Below are 18636 nucleotides of genomic sequence, written 5' to 3'. Positions count from 1 at the left end.
GATGTTAAGCGCTGAATTTGCGCCTTATGGATAAAAGCAGCAGAAGTATCGCAATGAGCAGTAGAACGATCGTGCCGCCTGGAGCGAGATTCCACACCCCGGCAATAATAAGGCCCCCAATAACCGCAAGCTCTGCGATAATGACAACAGTAATGACAGAGCGCTTGAAGCTTCTGGCAATAACGAGACTGCAGGCAGCAGGTATCGTCAGCAGCGCCGAAACGAGCAGCGCACCGACAATTTTGATCGACACACTGATGACAAGGGCTGTCAGAATGCTAATCAGAAAGTTGAAATAGCGTGTTGGCAGACCGCTTACCGCAGCGGCGTCTTCATCAAAGCTGAGCAGAAACAGCTCCTTGGCATGCAGAAAAACAGCAACCAGTACAATAATCGTAACGATCCCGATCAGCAGAAGATCTGTATCGTCGAGTGTGTAAATGCTTCCGAACAGATAGCCGCTGACGCTGACGTTGAACCCTTTGCCCATAGAGAACAGCAAGGAGGCAAGCGCTACTCCTCCTGACATAATAATAGCAATCGATAGCTCCGCATAGGACTTGTACGCCTTGCGCAGCTTCTCGATTGCGAATGTCGCGGCTAGCGCGAATACGAGACCGACACCTATTGGATATACGCCAATAAGAAAACCTAATGCTACACCTGCAATGGACACATGCGCCAATGTGTCTCCGATCATCGCCAGTCGGCGAAGCACAAGAAAAAGGCCCATAAGCGGCGCGGTAATGCCGATAAGAACGCCGCCAATAAGCGCTCTTTGAAAAAACTCGCTAGTTATGATTTCCAAGCCCTGCGCCCACTTTCTCTCTTTCCATGGAATGACGCAGATCCTTCAGGCTATGCGTCAAGTTCGTTTCCACACAATCCTCAATTTCATGCGAATGCTTAACATAGAATTTAAGCTTGCCGCTCTGTCCCTTAGGCTCTTCACCCAAATAAGAACGAATCATGTCAAGATCATGGGAAACCATTAGAAACGTAATATTATGATGCTGGTGCATATGTTTGATCAGATGAAAGAAATCCTGCTGCGTCTCCGCATCTATGCCGACTGTAGGCTCATCCAGAATTAGAAGCGCCGGATTGTTGATCATGGCGCGCGCCAGAAAGGCTCGCTGCTGCTGGCCTCCGGACAACTGCCCAATCCTCTTGCCTGCCAGATCCTCTATATTCATAGCATGAAGCGCTTCATCGCATTTGATCCCATCGGCCTTGGTTACCCTTCTGAACAGCTTATTGCGGCTGTACAGCCCAGACATGACGACCTCGCGGACGGTAGCAGGGAAGAGCGGATTGAAAGCATTCTTCTGCGGCACATAACCGATCCGATTCCAATCGCGGAACTGTCCGATCGGCTGACCGAATAGATTAACCGTGCCGCTGTCAGGCTTCAGCAGCCCGACAATAATGCGCAGCAGCGTTGTTTTTCCCGCGCCATTAGAACCGATTAATCCGACGAAATCCCGCTCCCGCAGGGCAAATTGAACATTCTCAAGTACAGGCTTCTGCTGATAAGAGAATGATATGTTCGACAACTCAATAACATTCTGATGACATACCGTTTGCTGCTGATCAGCACGCATTAAGAATCACTCCCATTTCCGCGCCTTCTAAATGTTCCAGCTGCGTGATTGCTATAACCTTGTCTCTCTATTGTAATGCCTTCAGCAGATTTTGCAAATTGGCCTCCATGAGTGTGAAATAGTCGTCGCCATTCTTCTCTTGATCCGGAGTTAATCCTTCGAGCGGATTCAGTACTAGCGTATCGACGTCTGCTTCTCTCGCCAATGTCTTGGCAAGCTCGTCCGCTACCAGCTCCTCGAAGAAAATAAATTTCACCTCATGCTCCTTAACAAAATTAGCAATCTCCAGCAAATCCTGTGCTTTCGGCTCGGCCTCCGGCGATAAGCCCATTATAGCCACTTGATGAAGACCGTAATCCCGCGCCAAGTAACCGAAGGCTTGATGGGAAACGACGATATCCTTATTCGGCGCTGCTGCCAGCTCCGACTTGTAGCGCTCATGAAGCGCGGTAAGCTTAGTCGCTAATTTCTCATAATTTGCTTCATAATCAGCCTTGTGCGCCGCATCTACCTGAATGAAGCTATCCCGCACATTTTTAGCCATAATCAGCATCGATTGCGGGCTGACCCACGTATGCGGATCGACATCATGATGATGCCCCTCTTCACCTTCATGTGCAGCTTCGTCTTTATGAGCAGCTTCGTCCTCATGCGCCGCTTCATCTGCATGCCCAGCTTCATCCTCATGTGCTGCCTCGTCTTTATGAGCTGCTTCATCGGAATGCGCCGCTTCGTCCTCATGCGTTGCTTCATCCTCATGCGCTGCCTCGTCTTTATGAGCCGCTTCATCGGAATGCCCAGCTTCGTCCTCATGACCGTGCTCTGCCTCTTCATTGCCTTTAATTAACGTGATATTGCTGCTAATCTCCGAGGTAATCAGCTTGCTGTCTTTGGGCAGCCCCTCCAGAAAATCATCTACCCAGCCTTCCAATCCAGCGCCATTATAAAGAAACAGCTGCGCTTTGGCCGCCGTATCCAAATCTCTGCTCTTGGGACTCCAATCATGCGGCTCCACGCCGGCTGGAATCATATTCACAACATTGACCTGATCTCCGCCAATTTCCTTGGCCAAATAATAGATCGGATAAATGCTTGTCACAATATTCGTCTTGCCTTCCACAAGCTTGCTGCCCGAATCACCGCATCCTGCTAATGCTATAACAGATAGGATCACCATTATTAATATTGCTGCTTTCATTCTAGCCAATCGTTTGTTCATCACCGTTGACAGCCTCCACTTCTAAAATCGTAAACTTTACTATTAAATTGTATCAGCGGCTAACTGGGCTGTCAATGAGAAACCGCCGAAGCAATGTGCTCCGGCGGGCTATGTTCTTATTTATTTCACAATCGCGCCATTAGGCATATGATCTGGAACCGTTGCCAGTGTAAGCTGATCGCCATGCGAGGCTGCCAGAATCATCCCTTGCGACATTTCGCCGCGCAGCTTCACCGGCTTGAGGTTCGTCACACAGATGACTTTGCGTCCAACAAGCTCCTCAGGCGTGTAGAACTTGGCAATGCCCGAGACAACTTGACGCTGCTCGTAGCCAAGATCCAGCTGCAGCTTAAGCAGCTTGTCTGCTTTCTTAACCGGCTCAGCGGCGATGACTTGCGCAACACGAAGCTCAACCTTGGCGAAATCGTCGATCGCTATCTCCGCCTTCGGCTCCGGCAATTCTTCTGCCACTGCTTCCGAAGAAGCCGACTCCACTGCGGCCGGCACTGCCCCGGCATTCATCGACGAAGCGATGTAAGCTGCTTCCTCCGCTGCCTCCAAGCGCGGGAATATCGGCTCCGCTTTCGTAACCGTCGTACCCGCCGGCAGCGCTCCGAACGTCTTCGCGCTGTCCCATGAAGAAGGTGCAGACCCTTCTTCAATACCAAGCTGCCCCCGTATTTCCTTCGGCGCGTTGGTCAGGAACGGTTGAAGCAGGATTGAAATGACTCGCAGCGATTCTGCCAGATGATACATGACAGACGCCAGCGCCCCCCTGTTCTCCTCATCCTTGGCAAGCGTCCAAGGCTGGGTTTCATCAATATATTTGTTCGTCCGGCTAACAAGGGTCCAGATTGCAGCCAGCGCGACGGAGAACTCCATCTTGTCCATCGCAGCCTCCACCGCATCCACAGTACTGAGCGCCAGCTTGGAGAGGGACTCATCGAATGCCGTTACATGGCCGTTGTAGGCTGGAATTTCACCGCCAAAATATTTATCAACCATAGCAATCGTCCGATTCAGCAGATTGCCCAGATCATTCGCCAGATCGAAGTTAATACGCTCCACGAATCCTTCAGGCGTGAACGTTCCATCTGAACCGAAGGGCACTTCTCTTAGCAGGAAGTATCGCAGCGCATCCAAGCCATAGCGGTCAATCAGAACAACAGGATCAACTACGCCGCCTTTGGACTTGGACATCTTCCCTTCCTTCGTCAGCCACCAGCCATGCGCGAACACCTTCTTAGGAAGCGGCAGTCCCAGCGCCATCAGCATAATCGGCCAGTAGATCGTATGAAACCGCACAATTTCCTTGCCGACTACATGCACATCGGCCGGCCAGAACTTGTTGAACTTCGCGGGATCGGAGGTTCCGTAACCGAGAGCTGTAATATAGTTGGACAAGGCGTCAATCCAGACATAGACCACATGCTTGGGATCGCCCTTCACTTTAATGCCCCAGTCAAAAGTCGTTCGAGAGACTGCCAGATCTTCAAGACCCGGCTTAATAAAATTGTTGATCATTTCATTCTTCCGCGACTCCGGCTGAATGAAATCGGGGTTCTCTTCATAATATTGAAGCAATCTGTCCGCATATTTGCTCATCCGGAAGAAATAGCTCTCTTCCTTCACCAGCTCCACAGGGCGGCCGCAATCCGGGCAATTGCCGCCCACGAGCTGGCGCTCAAGGAAAAATGATTCACACGGCGTACAATAGAGTCCTTCATAGTTGCCCTTGTAAATATCGTCCTGCTGAAGCAGCTGGTCAAAGATTTGCTCAACGACGATTTTGTGCCGCTCCTGCGTAGTGCGGATAAAGTCATCATTGGTAATATCGAGCTTTGTCCACAGCTCCTTAATCGTCAATACGATGCCGTCAACGAAGCTCTGCGGCGTTGTTCCCCGCTCCTGCGCTTTCCGTTCGATCTTCTGACCATGCTCATCCGTTCCGGTCAAATACCAGACATCGTAACCGCGCAGCCGCTTGTATCGCGCCATCGCATCGCACGCCACCGTAGTATAGGCATGACCAATGTGGAGCTTATCACTGGGGTAGTAAATCGGTGATGTAATATAGAACGATTTGTTGTCTGCGCTCATGAATAGAGCCTCCTCTTCAATGGTTCATACATGCTTTTTTCTGCACAAAAAAAGCTCCCGCCCTCTATGGGACGAAAGCTTGTCGCTCACGTGGTACCACCCAAATTTCTTCCGCCGGAGCAGGTAGCATCCGGAGAAAGCTTCATTAGCGCTGCCTCTGGGACAGCATCATGACCGATAACGCGGCCTCGCGTCACACCCTTGCCATGCAGCCAATGCTGACGGTTCGAATGCGAATTCTCCCGGACCATTTTCCACAAGATGCGCCTTGCCGGTTTCCAGCTTCTCCGGCTCTCTGGTAAGGGCATAACTTACGTACTTATCCGTTCATCGAAGGTGAAGCATATAGAAAAGCCGTTCTTGCTTCAAACTATACCGAATCGGCAGCGCCGCTGTCAAGAGCGGCGGCAAGCTCCTCGCGGGTAGGCGGCACATGATCAACACCGCCGGGATGAAAGGGATGGCAGCGGCATATTCTTCGGGCAGCGAGCCAGCTTCCGCGCAGCGGTCCATGCTTCTCAATTGCTTGCAGCGCATATTCGGAGCAAGTGGGATAGAAGCGGCATGTCGGCGGCTTAATCGGCGAAATAACCTTCCGGTATACGTGAATAGGCGCCTGTAAAATTCTACGCATGACCATGACTTCCTCCCCCAATTGTTCCGTCATTCTAATTTCATCATGCCCGATATTCAAGCAAGAGTCAAACGGACGGACTCATCCGTTGTGACACTGCATTAGAGCATTCGAACGACCAGACTGATGTTTCTTTCCAAGCATCCATTAGACAAACAGGGACCCCTCTTGTTTGCATAGAAGCGCAATAAGAGAGGTCCCTGTTCCAATACGTATACGATATAATTACTTGTTACCAGCGCAATTCAGGAAGCGGTAAGAACAACATCGCAACAGGCAGATTGCTTCCTCCTGTCGGTGTGAAGACAATCTCCACCGATTCTTCCTTGTCTCCGGTACGATAGATGACGCCAGCCTCGTTATTGTTCTTGAGCGTACTGATATTCGTAACTTTGATGACTTGGCCGTTAACCATAAAGGCTCCCGTATATTCGCCGCCGCGTCCATTCAACGCGATAAGCGTATTCGGCGCCACACGATTCAGCCTCAGTGTATAGTGAACGCCGTAGTTGCCGAAGTTCATCTGCAGCTCGCCATTCGTGTAGTCAATGCCATCCAGATAGGTGTCGAGTTTGCCATCGCCAAGCGTCATGTACTGCGGCTCCAGGCCGAGCGTCTCGTTCGTTTCAATCACACGGTTCCCACCGTTGAAGGTTCCTCTCGTATGGAGATTATCCCTCGGCATGACCTTCAGCGTTGGAAGCTCATCCAGCGGCTTCTTGCTCTGTTCAACAACAACAATACTGTATTGCAGCTCCGCATCAGAGAACACATCCGCATAAGCTGAGAATACTTGATTATCCTTGATCGCCATCTTGTTAATTTCCGGCAAAATAATGACCGATTGCTTAGGACCCACCGTCGTCCATTTCGGTGAATTGTTGGCAATCAATGATTCCAAATAACGAAATACGGAGAGTTTCCCTGTATTCGCGACAGATGGATCTGGTCCGGCAATTCCGATCGAGCTCGTATTGACATTGACCGTCGAATTGCTCAAATTCGTTGCGATCAGATACATTTTGACCGGATAACCGATCTTGTTCTTATTATGGAACATGAACCGAACTTGCCCCGTAATCTGGTCCTGATACGCAATCCCTTCCTCAATAAGCGTCTCCGGACTGTTGCTGCGCACGACCTGCGCGGTATCGGATTGAATCGTAAACGGTACAAGCTTGTGGTCTCGGAGGGAAGAGCCTACGAAACTAATTTTCTCACCGACTGACGTAAACAGCCTTTCATATTGCTCACGCGTATACAATACTTCCGTCGTAACTGTAATTGTCTTCGTTATGAAGCTCGTAAGACCATGACGGTCTCTTACTTCCAGCGTCACAGTCTTGTCGCCGGCTTCAAAGAATACATCCTCATTCCCTGTCCAAACCGTGCTGACGATCTCGTTCTCATCATCATAGCTGGTGTTGGTGTACAGAATTTTCTCACCGATGCGGTATTCTGATTTCTCGGTTGTAAAATCAGCTACAGGAGCCTGATTCGGCGGACGAACTTCAATCGTTACCGAGTACGGCTCACTCCAAACGCCGTTTATATCCTGTACCTGTCTAGTAATCGTACGAGTTCCTGGCTCGTAGAAGATTTCCATTCTCCCGTCCCACCGTTCGTCAATAAACGGCTGTCCGCTAGGATTCGTCGATTTATCCACATAGCTCACGATCGTTTGCTCCGCATAAATTTCCGCAGGAGCAATTTCGAAATTAGCGGTTGGCATTTGCTTCACATTCCAGGACAGGGTCATGTTGCCGCCGGATACGACCAGCTTGCTGTCGGTCACCTGCGACCAGGCCCGCAGCGGAATCATCAATGAGCCGTTCAATACATAAGGCGCGTTCGAGGCTTTGACCGATGACGCTCCATCCTTCGTAACATTAACATTGCCGATTTTGAAACGGATGACATTCTTGCTGCTCGTCGCAATCGACTCTTTCTTCTTGGCATCATAGGAAATTGTATACCCATAGCGCTGCGCGATTGAGCTGAACGCTACAAATGTAGTGCCTTGCGTCAACGTAAGCGGCTGTGCAGACTTGAATGAAGCGCCATTATGGACCATCACATTGCTCTTAAGCTTCAATACAAGCTCATCGGCCGCAATGCCTGTCGCCGACGCTTTCTCTTCAGACAGACTGGCAATAGGAATAAATAATAACGAAAAGATCAACAACCATTTCAACGATTTCATGCTCCGTCTCCTTTATCTCTCGACTGTCTACTGTCTCTAAACTCAATGACCTCTGTCATTCGCTCATGACCAATTAAACGCCATTGTACAGTAAAAAGTTGCGGGAGATTGGGAGACGGACATCATTTGTCCACATTTACCTCTACTTCCAGCGCGCTTTGCTTCGTCCCCTGCGGGTTCACCTTCATGTGATAAACGAAGCTGGATACCATGGCTACAAAGGCAACAATAGTAAGAATTCCGAAGATCAGCCGGACCTTCGATTTGCGGCGTACACGCTCCGCATCCTTCTCCAGCCGGGCCATCGTTACAGCACGATGCGTGAATAAGAAAATAATAAGCAAGGTTACGAAAACGACGTTAATAGCAAACCATATTTGTAGCTCTGGCATGACAATCCCTCCTGCAATTCTGCATCTATTCACAGACTCAACTAGACAAGACTGTAACCGATCCAACAGAGGATTGCAACAGTGTTCATGGGGCAGTGTTCATGAGACGGCTAAGCCGTTTTCTTGCTTGGCTGCAAAATAAAAGCCCCGAAGGCCAGCAGCACAGCAGCAAACAGCAGCAAAATTCCTACAGGCAGCAGCACTTCATGCCAGACATTGCCGAACGCAAGCCTGCTAATCGCCTCCAGCGCCCATTTCTGCGGCACGAAGCTGGCGAGCTTCTGGATGTAATCGGGCATCATCCCGATCGGGACAAAGCAGCCGCCCAGCAGGCAGCTCGGCGCCACGATCAGATTCTGGAACTGCGACAGCTGATTCACGTTGCGGACAAGTCCGGCAATCGCTGTCGCAATGCCGACCACGGCAAGCAAAAAGCATTCCAGTACAACGAAATAAGGAACAAAATCAACGCCATAGTCATAGTTAAACATCCATCTCGTCACGATCATCACAAGCAGCAGTTGAAACGTCCCCAGCAGCAAGCTGCCGAGAAAATTTCCGATGGCAATGGAATAACCCCGTACCGGCGCTGTGAACATGCGGGCCATCGTCCGCTGCTCGCGATCCTCCATCACAATTTGGATCGACCCGTTGATAGTCAGCATCAGAAACATTAGAATGACGCCTGTAATAAGCAGGCTTCTGCCGCCCCCCGCTGTTCCATCCGCATTGACCGGGGTTATTTGCAGGTTCACGGCGTTCTGATCCCCTTCCACCAACAGCTTCTCAAGAATGGCGATACGTTCGGCCCGCTCCTCTGATTGAGCGGCAGACAGCGCTGCATATTTGGCGGCTTGCGCCGTCCAGGATAATAACTGCTGCTCCAAAGCCGCATTCCAGAGCTGTTCACTTGCCCGGAACAATCTCACCTGCTTCGGTTGTCCTTCCAGCAGCGATTCCGTATAGCCCTCAGGGATATAGACGGCGATATCCGCCAAATTCTCGGTCACCGCGGCGCGCAGCTCCTTGGCGTTGTCGCCAAGATCTGTTTGCAGGGTATAGCCTTCCATCTCTGCAATTGTTGTCAGAAGTAATGCGCCACCATGCCCGTTGTCCGCATTCCATAGCGCAATGACTCTAGGCCGCTCTACGGATGAGCCGAACAATAAGACGATGACAGACAGGACTAGCACGGGCAGCAGCATATGCATAATAAAGCCTTTGCGCTGGCCTATCGTGCGCTTCAATATGTTGGCCGCAATGATCAAGCTATGCATGAAGTTTCACCACTTTCTTCAGCCTCGCAAAGGCAATAATAAGAAGCGCTGCGGCAATCATGGCGAGAACCCCCATGCTCTGCCAAATAAGTGCGGTATCGCTCTCATCCATAATCCGTTTAATCGTAACGACGGCCCAGTGATTAATCGTATATTTTCCCATCTCCAGCACATTCGGGCTCAAATCTGCAATCATTCCGCCGGTTACAAAAGTCATCAGAACCGTAAGCGAAGAGAATATCGATTGCGTCGCCTTGCTGGTCCCGGCGAATGAGGCGATGATCAGACTGATGCCAATGGCGCATAGCGATGTCAGCATACAGACCAGTACAAGCAGCCAGGGGCGGCTGCCCCAGCTTACGCCGAATACCTGCCAAGTGAACACAATAATAGTGATCGCCTGCACAATAGCAAACAGTCCCGTTCCCGCAAACTTGCCCAGCACAATCATCCAGAAGGGCTGCGGCACGGCATACAAGCGGCCCAGCGTTCCCTTCTCCTTTTCCTCAAGCAGCGACAATGCGGCAGGCATGCCTGAGTACAGCAGAAACATGATGAGATAAGCGCCGCCATAATATTGAATGGCAGACACACTGCCGAAGACCGCCTTCCCTTCCCCTGTAAGCTCTGCGCTTACGAGTGGCGGCATCCCGCCGCTGCCAGCCAGCTGCTCCGCGCTGCCTGCTTCTAACCCGGCAATTACCGCCATCCGTCCGGTCTGCAGCTCATTCAGAAAAAATTTCATTGTCGACTCGGCCATCAAATTTTCATAATCCTGACGTCCGGGATAGGCGATCCAGCTCGCCTTCTGCCCGCTCATGAAGCGCGCGGAGAAGTCCTCCGGCACGACGATGCCGTAATCGGCGCTTCCCTCACGAAGCTGCTCCAGCACTTCCTTGCCGGAAGAAGCAAAGGAGACAATCGCATACCGCTCTGTTCTTTCATCCTTCAGAAAAGCTTCGATATCCTTGCTTATCGGCCCCTGATCAGCGATATGAACCGAGATATTGACCGGCTTCATCTGATTGTCGAACACCGTTCCGAGCAGAAAGATGAGAAAAAGCGGTAAAATGAACATAATGATTACGACAGAGCGCAGTCTCAGAAATTGAATCAGCTCATACCAGGCCACCGTCATCCAAGTTTGCATATTCGGTCCCCCTCTCTCCTATGCCTGATCCCGCAGCGTGCGGCCAGTAATCTGGAGGAATAGCGATTCCAGATCCGTCTCTACACGAGCCAGCTTCAGCAGCGCCGCGCCATGCTTGTGCAGAATGAACAGCAGATCCTGCAGCGCAGACGTAGATTCCGCCAGGATGACTTCCAGCGTGAGCGGCCCGATTTCCATGACCGATTTCAATCGTGGATGCTCTCGCATCTCCATCAGCATCGCTTCATCGATCCGATCCAGCTCCAGCACAAGCGTCTCCTCTTGTCCGGATTGCCGCAGCAGCTCCTCCTTCGTGCCGAGTGCAATCAGACGTCCGCGATCCATAATGCCGACCCGTGAGCTGATCGCCTCCACTTCCTCCATATAATGACTCGTATAAATGATGGTCGAGCCCATTTTATTTAATGTTTTTACGGATTCCAGAATATGATTGCGGGACTGCGGATCGATGCCGACGGTCGGCTCATCCATAATAATAAGCTTGGGCCGGTGCATGATTGCGCAGGCGATATTAAGCCTTCTTTTCATCCCGCCGGAGAAGGTGGCCGGCTTCGCTTTGACCCGATCCGACAGGCCGACGAATTCCAGCGCTTCCGCGACCCGTTCCCTAAGAAGCTTGCCCCTAAGACCGTACAGCCGCGCAAAAAAGGTGACATTCTCCTCCGCAGTCAACGTTTCATAGATGGCAAGCTCCTGCGGCACAAGGCCGATAAGCGATTTCACCGCCAGCGGCTCCTTGCGGACGGAATGCCCGCCAACTTTCACATCGCCGCTGTCTGCGCCCAGCAGTCCGGCCAATATATGAATCGAGGTGCTTTTGCCTGCCCCGTTCGGGCCAAGAAGACCGAATATTTCCCCTTCTTCAATGGCTAGCGATAGATGATTGACGGACAGTACAGAATCATATTTTTTCACAACCTCGTCGAAGACGACCATGCTCATCGTTGTTATCCCCTCTCGTATTTCTACCTGTACTTATTGTAAGCCCCGCAATGATGCTGCACATGTCCGAATGGTCATTCCGCCGACATGACAAAAGTCATTTTATACTTATTCTTGTCCGGCCCCTTCTGACGCAGCGCCGGTGTGCTATAATAAGATCACTTATGGATTGGCCGGAGGGCATACATGTCATTGCTTCATAACTGGTTGCGTCATCTCCTGCTGCTCGTCCCTTCGATAGGGACCTTATTGACGGGCACGATAGAGTCGCAAGGATGGTTTATTTGTCAGGTGCTTATCGGATTGCTGCTCATTAAAGCCGGTGAAATAAAGCGGGATATTGGAGCCTGGCTGCTGCTTGTTGAGCTGATCTGGTTCAGTTATCTCGGCTATCAGGAGGGCGGCCTGATCTATCTGCTGCTCTATTCCAGCCTCGTGGCGGCCTTCAACTATTACAACAGGCCCAGAGCGATAGGCGCGTTCGTTATTTTCGGCGGAATATTGCTTAATCTCGTCCTTGCCAGTCGCGATATCCAGCTTGTTTGGTCGGCCAATGTGCTATGGCTCGCGATGTCCGCCGTACTCTATAGTACGAAGCGCATAACTGCAAAGCAGCTTTATGTGGAGTCCTTATATGACGAGCTTGCGTATAGTCATGAACAGCTGGAGCAAGCGAGAATGCGGATTCAGGAATATACAGTCCAGATCGAACAATACGCCCAGTCCGAAGAACGCAGCCGAATCGCCAAAGATATTCACGATGATCTCGGTCACCGCCTTATTCGGCAAAAAATGATGATGGAAGCCGCGCTGCAGCTGCTGGTTATACAGCCGGAGCGAGCGCATGCGATGCTTGCCCAAATCCGCGATCAGATGGAGGAGGGCATGGAACGGATGAGAAGAACAGTCCGCCGCCTATCCCCGATTGAAGGCATGCATGAACGCCAATATGCACTCGACAGATTGATTGCGAACTCTGGGCATGAGCTGGGACTTCAGGTTTCCTTCACCGTTGAAGGAAACCCTCAGCTGCTGTATCCCAGCATCGAATATGTTCTATTCCGCAACGCGCAAGAAGCGATAACGAATGCGGTCCGTCATGGCGGTGCCCAGCGGGTTGATATTATCCTCGACTATCGCCCCTACGAGCTGGCGCTGACAGTGAGCAATGATGGAGAGCTGCCAGAGGGACCTGTCAAGCAGGGGCTTGGCATGCGTGGGATGAAGGAGAGAATCGCGATGCTCGGCGGCAAGCTGGAAATCTCATTGATGCCAGCGTTCGCCATAACGACAATACTTCCAATAAAGAAAAGGGGCGTCTAATCTTGATTCGCATACTAATCGCCGACGATGATCCCTACATACGCGAAAGCTTGCAGGTTCTGCTCGGTCTCGATCCCGAGCTGGATGTCGTTGGAACCTGCGGGGACGGAGAGGCTGCCTATCAATTCGTGCAGGGCCACACTGTAGATATTGTACTGATGGATATACGGATGCCCGACTGCAATGGCGTGGAAGGAACGAAGAAGCTAAAGTCATTGCCGAATCCGCCAGCTGTTCTTATTCTGACTACCTTCGACGATGATGAATATATTATCGAGGCTCTGCGAAGCGGGGCCAACGGTTACCTGCTCAAAAATGTACCCCCCAGCCGCATCATCTCCGGCATTAAGACAGTGAATGACGGCTCCATGCTTGTACATCCCGATATCGCTCGCAAGCTGGCCGGATTAGTGTCTTCCGGCCCACAGCCTGCCGATCTCACATCAAGCGAAGCTGAAGAGAGGCGCCGGCTGCTGCTGACCGGGCAAGGCTTGACACAAGCCGAATGGCATGTTGTGCAGCTCATTGCCGATGGGAAATCCAATAAAGAGATTGCATCGGCATTATTTCTGAGCGAAGGAACGATCAAGAACTACATATCAGCCATTCTTGACAAGCTGAGCCTGAGAGATCGAACTCAGCTGGCCATCTATTATTTGAAAATGTAAAGCAGGCTTCCACCCGCTGCTTTCTGCTAATATCCGAATGCCATCGTTCATTTACTAATGTTTACTGCCACAGTGAACAAGCTATTGTTCACTTACTATTGATCTAGAAAGGAATGACTAAACAAATATGACACAGCAAACCACCCAACTATTCAGCGGATTCACAGCCCATGATTTCGATGTATTCGAGGTGCCGGGTCTGGAGGCCCGCATGTCCGTACTAATCGAGCGTATCCGTCCCAAGCTGGAGTGGCTTGGAGAACGGCTCACTCCTTTTCTGAGCGAGCTATGCGGAGAAACGATGTATCCCCATGTTGCCAAGCATGCAAGACGCACGGTTAACCCGCCAGTTGATACATGGATTGCTTACGCTGCAAACAAGCGTGGCTACAAGGCTCATCCCCATTTTCAGATTGGCATGTTTGGCTCGCATCTGTTCGTGCAATTCGCAATTATTTATGAATCCAACAACAAATCCGTGTTTGCCGAGCATGCACTCAGGCAGCTCAACGAGCTGGATCAACATATCCCCTCGCATTATGTATGGTCCGGCGACCATATGGTTCCCGGCGGCGACACGCAGGCTCAGCTCGGACACGAAGGGCTTCGCAAGCTGCTGGAACGTCTGCGCACGGTCAAAGCCTCCGAAGCGCTATGCGGTATTATTATCGACCGCAATGATCCCCTTCTTCTTGACGGAGAAGCATTCATCGCCAAAGCAGAAGAAACATTCACCACGCTCCTGCCATTGTATCGGATGGCATTCTGACCCGGCGAATGGTGGGCGACACGCCGCGACCAATATTCTAGTGGTGACACCCGTACCGTCCCATCGCGCGCTGGGAGCTGCGCGCGGTGCAGAAGACTGGGATCGCATGCTGAGCGTAGGTGGAGTATGAACCTCTCCCTCAGTCCCAGAATTTCCAGATGGCTGTCTCCTCCCCTTTCGCATCCCCCGATGAAGTCAGCTTCATAGGAGTTTTGCAGGGTGTTGAGAAAGTCCACAGAGACATAATTCAGCGGTGCGGGTCCGCATCAGCCATTGCTTGTATCTCGAATATCCAGTGCGCTTCGCGCTACTTTTTCGTGCTGTAATGCGGCTTTTCCGCCTCATGGAGATAGCCAAAGAGCATTCTGAGGCGCCTTGTCATCTGTAAGAAGGTTTTTCAGTGTTACAGCGCTCCTCTCTTCACTTTTTCGTGCTGTAACGGGTTATTTCCGTCTTATGGAGATAGCCGACAAGCATTCTGCGACGCATCGGCATCTGTAAGAAGGTTTTTCAGTGTTACAGCGCTCCTCCCTTCACTTTTTCGTGCTGTAACGGGGTATTTCCGTCTTATGGAGATAGCCGAAGAGCATTCTGCTACACCTTGCCATCTGTAAGAAGGTTTTTCAGTGTTACAGCGCTCCTCTCTTCACTTTTTCGTGCTGTAACGGGTTATTTCCGTCTTATGGAGATAGCCGACAAGCATTCTGCGACGCTTCGGCATCTGTAAAAAGGTTTTTCAGCGTTACCGCTCTCCTCGATCCACTTTCCGTGCTGCTTCATGTTATTTCCTCCATTACAGCGAAATATCTGGGCTTACCTTCTATACAAGCTGGTTAACCCCATTTTCATTTCTGGGAGGTGACACCATCGACGTCATGAGAGTTTTGCAGGATTCTCCCTGATTAGGTGAGAGAAATTTAGAGTGAGAAATTTGGAGAGAGAAATTAGGAGAGAGCGGTTCGTGAACAAACTGTGTTTTCGAAGTTGTGTCGGTGGAGAACAAAAAATATGAAAAGCGGCTGAACCGGGCACCCCCCTGTTCAGCCGCTTTTCAAATAGCCTAAGCTTCAAATTGTTGTGGTTCGTTCAACGCCGCCTGAATCCGCTGGCGGGCCGCCTTGCGGAAGAAGAACAGCTCATAAATGCATGGAACGATGACCAGTGTAAGCAATGTGGCTACAGCCAAACCGCCAATGACAACAATGGCCAGACTTTGCGAGACGATGCTGCCGCTTGCCGATGTGCCGAATACGAGCGGCAGCATCGCTGAAATCGTTGCAACAGCAGTCATAATAATCGGACGCATCCGGGTTGCTGAAGCTTCGATAAGCGCTTCGCGAATGGACATATGCTCTTCGTTTTGTTTTACACGGTCGATAAGCACGATGGCATTCGTCACGACGATTCCAATTAGCATGAGCCCGCCGAACATCGCTGTGTAATCAGGCGTAACGCCAGATACGAGCAGTCCGAGAATCGCTCCAATTGCAGCAAGCGGCAGTGAGAACATAATCGCCAGCGGCGCGCGGATCGTCTTGAAGGTGATCACCATGATAAGATACACGACACCGATGGATATCAACATCGTAATGCCCAGATCTGCAAAATCGCTAGCTTGCTGCTGGGATGCGCCGCCTATCAAATAGGTTACGCCTTCGGGCGCTTTAAGCTCGGCTACTTTCGTGCTGATTGCAGTTCCGACGATGGACAGCTGGCTCGGCTCCACATCTGCGGTTACTCGAATATAAAGCTTGCCGTCTTTGTGGTAGAAGACGCTCGCTTCCTCGCTCCTCACAAGCTTGGCCACTGATGATACGGCTACCGGTCCTTGATCGCTCATGACCATCAGACCGTTCAGATCAGCCTCTGACTTCGGATCGATGGAAGGCAGCAGCATCACGGCTGTATCGCGCTCCTCAATCGTCACCATGCCAAGCGGTATCGGGTTCAGCATCCCCTGCAGCTGCATCGCTACATCTTGTCCCTTTGCCTTGGCGGGATCAATCTCGAACGTATAGACCGGCTTCTTCTGATCCTGATTCGATTTCACCTTAATGACATCTTTAATTGGCTTGATCGCAGCCATAACTTGCTCTGCGCCCTTAGCCAGCTGCTCGGGGTCATCTCCTGTGATGTCAACGACAACCTGAGTCGAGCTGCCTCCAGACATGATATTAGCTGCTCCGGCATTCAGCTCCGCGCCTTTATAGTTTACGCGTTCAGCCTTTACCGCTTCTAATAACTTCTCCGCGTCAGCGCCTTCCTTCATGTCCACCATATAGGTCACGATTGAGGCAGATGATACTTCGCCATACTTGGCATTGTCCGAGCTGTTGCCGTTCATCATCATAACCCAATCAATATCGCTGCGCGCATTCAGAAATGTCTCCAGCTTACGGCCGGATGCTACGACTGAATCATGCGGCGTATCATCTGGATATTCCAACGATATATTCAAGGTAGCAGCATTCGACGAATCGATAGCTCCCTTCGGCATGGACATGTAAGCGCCAATGGAGCCGAACAGCAGCAGCAAGGATACGAGAAGCGGCACCCATTTGAATTTCAAGTTCCAGGTCAGGAACTTCGTGAACCATTGCGAGGATTCATGCTCCACCAGCTTCGTATTGCGCAGGAAGACTGCGCTAAGCAGCGGCACGACCGTGAGCGCAACAAGCAAGGAAGCCAACAGTGAGTATGATACGGTCAAAGCGAATGGCAGCAGGAAGTCCTGAAGCGAGCCGCTAAGCAGTCCCATTGGCAAGAAGACCGCAACAGTAACGAGCGTCGATGAGGTAATCGCCGTTGCGACTTCTTTCGTCGCCTCCAAAATAAGTGTGACAGAGAAGGCTTCCTTCTGCAGGCGTCGGTATATATTCTCAATCACAACGATACTGTCATCGACCAGTCGGCCCACAGCAACGGCCACACCGCCCAGTGTAATTACATTTAGCGATATGCCGGACACATCAAGCAAATACAATGTAATAGCCAGCGACAATGGGATGGATACAATCGTAACTACAGTCGCTCTGAAATTGCGCATGAACAACAGAATGACAATGGTTGCGAATAAGGCTCCTAACAGCACCTCGCGAAGCATGGAATTAACCGAGTGGACGACTTGCTCCGCCGTGCTGATCAATACTTTAGCTTCATCTATCCCTTGAAAATCCTTTGACAGCCGTTCTACTATAGCAGCTGCTTCATCTCCTACAGCTACTGCATTCGCATTCGATTTCTTGGAGATCGTCAGCATGATGACATTCTTGCCGTCCACACTGCTTATCGTTTCCTGATCATTCGTCAGCTTAACCTCCGCAACATCGCTAAGCTTGACGCCAGGAGCTACCGGGAGCTTGCTCAACGTCCCGATATCATTAATGTTTGCTCTCACCGTCAGGTTGCCTGACGTCCCGTCAATCACCTTCTCGCCTACCGACGAAGCTGTGCCGCGTCCTTGCAGGACGCCCATCAACGCTTGGAACGGGATGCCCTTCTCAACCAGCTTTGCATTGTTTGGAATAATCGATACGGAAGGCATCGATCTGCCGCTTAATGCAACTTCACCCGCACCATCGATTTTCTTGAACGCATTGACCACTTCATTCTCCAAACGCTCCCGATCAGCCTCGCTCAAATTCTCTTCGAATCCGACTGTTACCCATGAGATCGGAATCATCGAGGTGTTGAACTGAACGACGAACGGAGGCAATACGCGCTCTGGCAGCTGAACCGCGCTTACGGCGCGCTCTACCTCGGCCTTCGCTTCCTTCATATCTGTCTTGGAATCGAAGCTCATATCAATCTTGGCATATCCGTTGCCAGAGGATGAGACCATGCTACTTTTTCCTTTTATGAACTGAAGGGATTCCTCCAGCTTCTCTGTCACTTGCTTCTCCATCGATTTGGCATCATAGCCAGGTCCCATCGCAGCGACCGTTACCATCGGATTATCCGCTTCCGGCAGAAATTCCATCGGCAGCTTGTAATAGCTGATTACCCCCATTACGAGCGCCATTAATACGATAATCTTCACTGCGGCTTTATTGTTAAAAGCCCATTTTGTAATTCCTTGCATGACCGTTTCTCCCCTCAGAATTTCATCTCTTAATAACCCTTGCTACAGCTTACCTGTTCCGCTTCATCACTTGAAACGTCTGGAGACTAGTCTTTCTCCCCGTCTTAAGACCGAGAGGAATATACGACCACAGTACAGCTGCATACATGTCCCCTTAAAAATAATGAGTGATTACTCACTATACAAAATAACATTTCCTGTTGTATATTAATGGTGAGTGATTACTCACTACTAAATTGAAACAGAAGGAGCT

14 protein-coding genes are annotated in these 18636 nt (G+C 50.8%); 3 read left to right on the top strand and 11 right to left on the bottom strand.

Features of this window, described 5'->3' with window-relative positions; genetic code table 11:
* Positions 1-4 precede the first annotated feature (4 nt).
* From L6H65_RS15515 to L6H65_RS15470, 10 genes are all read right to left on the bottom strand, one after another.
* Complete coding sequence (locus L6H65_RS15515) at positions 5-808, bottom strand: metal ABC transporter permease (RefSeq protein ID WP_236343503.1); 804 nt, start codon at positions 806-808, stop codon at positions 5-7.
* Positions 792-1604, bottom strand: coding sequence for a metal ABC transporter ATP-binding protein (locus tag L6H65_RS15510; protein ID WP_236343502.1), 813 nt, complete (start codon positions 1602-1604; stop codon positions 792-794). Before L6H65_RS15510 ends, L6H65_RS15515 begins: the two co-directional genes overlap by 17 nt.
* A gap of 67 nt (positions 1605-1671) precedes the next feature.
* Complete coding sequence (locus tag L6H65_RS15505) at positions 1672-2823, bottom strand: metal ABC transporter solute-binding protein, Zn/Mn family (protein ID WP_236343590.1); 1152 nt, start codon at positions 2821-2823, stop codon at positions 1672-1674.
* 120 nt (positions 2824-2943) lie between these two features.
* Entirely contained in the window at positions 2944-4923 is a 1980-nt protein-coding gene (metG, locus tag L6H65_RS15500; RefSeq protein WP_236343501.1) for a methionine--tRNA ligase, read from the bottom strand.
* A 370-nt stretch (positions 4924-5293) separates the two neighbouring features.
* Positions 5294-5557, bottom strand: a complete 264-nt coding sequence (gene yidD, locus L6H65_RS15495) for a membrane protein insertion efficiency factor YidD (RefSeq protein ID WP_236343500.1) — start codon at positions 5555-5557, stop codon at positions 5294-5296.
* Positions 5558-5789: 232 nt separating this feature from the next.
* A complete protein-coding gene (locus L6H65_RS15490) occupies positions 5790-7760 on the bottom strand; it encodes a stalk domain-containing protein (protein WP_236343499.1) in 1971 nt (656 codons plus the stop codon).
* Positions 7761-7882: 122 nt separating this feature from the next.
* Complete coding sequence (locus tag L6H65_RS15485) at positions 7883-8152, bottom strand: hypothetical protein (RefSeq protein ID WP_236343498.1); 270 nt, start codon at positions 8150-8152, stop codon at positions 7883-7885.
* A 110-nt stretch (positions 8153-8262) separates the two neighbouring features.
* Positions 8263-9429, bottom strand: coding sequence for an ABC transporter permease (locus L6H65_RS15480; RefSeq protein WP_236343497.1), 1167 nt, complete (start codon positions 9427-9429; stop codon positions 8263-8265).
* Positions 9422-10579 carry an ABC transporter permease gene (locus L6H65_RS15475; RefSeq protein WP_236343496.1) on the bottom strand — a complete coding sequence of 386 codons (1158 nt, stop codon included), beginning with the start codon at positions 10577-10579 and terminating at the stop codon, positions 9422-9424. The genes L6H65_RS15480 and L6H65_RS15475 overlap by 8 nt, the downstream gene beginning before the upstream one ends.
* Positions 10580-10597: 18 nt before the next feature.
* Entirely contained in the window at positions 10598-11542 is a 945-nt protein-coding gene (locus tag L6H65_RS15470) for an ABC transporter ATP-binding protein (RefSeq protein ID WP_290370435.1), read from the bottom strand.
* A gap of 186 nt (positions 11543-11728) precedes the next feature.
* On the opposite strand from L6H65_RS15470, the gene L6H65_RS15465 reads away from it, so the two are divergent.
* The 3 genes from L6H65_RS15465 (at position 11729) to L6H65_RS15455 (ending at position 14302) form a co-directional block, all read left to right on the top strand.
* Complete coding sequence (locus L6H65_RS15465) at positions 11729-12865, top strand: sensor histidine kinase (protein WP_236343495.1); 1137 nt, start codon at positions 11729-11731, stop codon at positions 12863-12865.
* A 2-nt stretch (positions 12866-12867) separates the two neighbouring features.
* A complete protein-coding gene (locus L6H65_RS15460; RefSeq protein ID WP_236343494.1) occupies positions 12868-13533 on the top strand; it encodes a response regulator transcription factor in 666 nt (221 codons plus the stop codon).
* 127 nt (positions 13534-13660) lie between these two features.
* Positions 13661-14302 (top strand): YktB family protein, encoded by a 642-nt coding sequence (locus tag L6H65_RS15455; RefSeq protein WP_236343493.1) that lies wholly within the window; start codon positions 13661-13663, stop codon positions 14300-14302.
* Positions 14303-15362: 1060 nt separating this feature from the next.
* On the opposite strand, the gene L6H65_RS15450 is transcribed toward L6H65_RS15455, so the two are convergent.
* Positions 15363-18383: an efflux RND transporter permease subunit gene (locus L6H65_RS15450; RefSeq protein ID WP_236343492.1), complete on the bottom strand. Its 3021-nt coding sequence runs from the start codon at positions 18381-18383 to the stop codon at positions 15363-15365.
* Positions 18384-18636: the final 253 nt, after the last annotated feature.

This window comes from Paenibacillus plantiphilus (genome assembly GCF_927798095.1).
GTDB classification, from domain to species: domain Bacteria; phylum Bacillota; class Bacilli; order Paenibacillales; family Paenibacillaceae; genus Paenibacillus_Z; species Paenibacillus_Z plantiphilus.
Note: the sequence above shows the minus strand (reverse complement) of the source record. Positions and strands in the feature narration are given on the sequence as shown.

Coding starts and splice junctions, on each gene's coding strand:
- L6H65_RS15510 (WP_236343502.1), bottom strand. CDS start 1,604: ATGCGTGCTGATCAGCAGCAAACGGTATGTCATCAGAATGTTATTGAG.
- L6H65_RS15505 (WP_236343590.1), bottom strand. CDS start 2,823: ATGAACAAACGATTGGCTAGAATGAAAGCAGCAATATTAATAATGGTG.
- metG (WP_236343501.1), bottom strand. CDS start 4,923: ATGAGCGCAGACAACAAATCGTTCTATATTACATCACCGATTTACTAC.
- yidD (WP_236343500.1), bottom strand. CDS start 5,557: ATGCGTAGAATTTTACAGGCGCCTATTCACGTATACCGGAAGGTTATT.
- L6H65_RS15490 (WP_236343499.1), bottom strand. CDS start 7,760: ATGAAATCGTTGAAATGGTTGTTGATCTTTTCGTTATTATTTATTCCT.
- L6H65_RS15485 (WP_236343498.1), bottom strand. CDS start 8,152: ATGCCAGAGCTACAAATATGGTTTGCTATTAACGTCGTTTTCGTAACC.
- L6H65_RS15480 (WP_236343497.1), bottom strand. CDS start 9,429: ATGCATAGCTTGATCATTGCGGCCAACATATTGAAGCGCACGATAGGC.
- L6H65_RS15475 (WP_236343496.1), bottom strand. CDS start 10,579: ATGCAAACTTGGATGACGGTGGCCTGGTATGAGCTGATTCAATTTCTG.
- L6H65_RS15470 (WP_290370435.1), bottom strand. CDS start 11,542: ATGAGCATGGTCGTCTTCGACGAGGTTGTGAAAAAATATGATTCTGTA.
- L6H65_RS15465 (WP_236343495.1), top strand. CDS start 11,729: ATGTCATTGCTTCATAACTGGTTGCGTCATCTCCTGCTGCTCGTCCCT.
- L6H65_RS15455 (WP_236343493.1), top strand. CDS start 13,661: ATGACACAGCAAACCACCCAACTATTCAGCGGATTCACAGCCCATGAT.
- L6H65_RS15450 (WP_236343492.1), bottom strand. CDS start 18,383: ATGCAAGGAATTACAAAATGGGCTTTTAACAATAAAGCCGCAGTGAAG.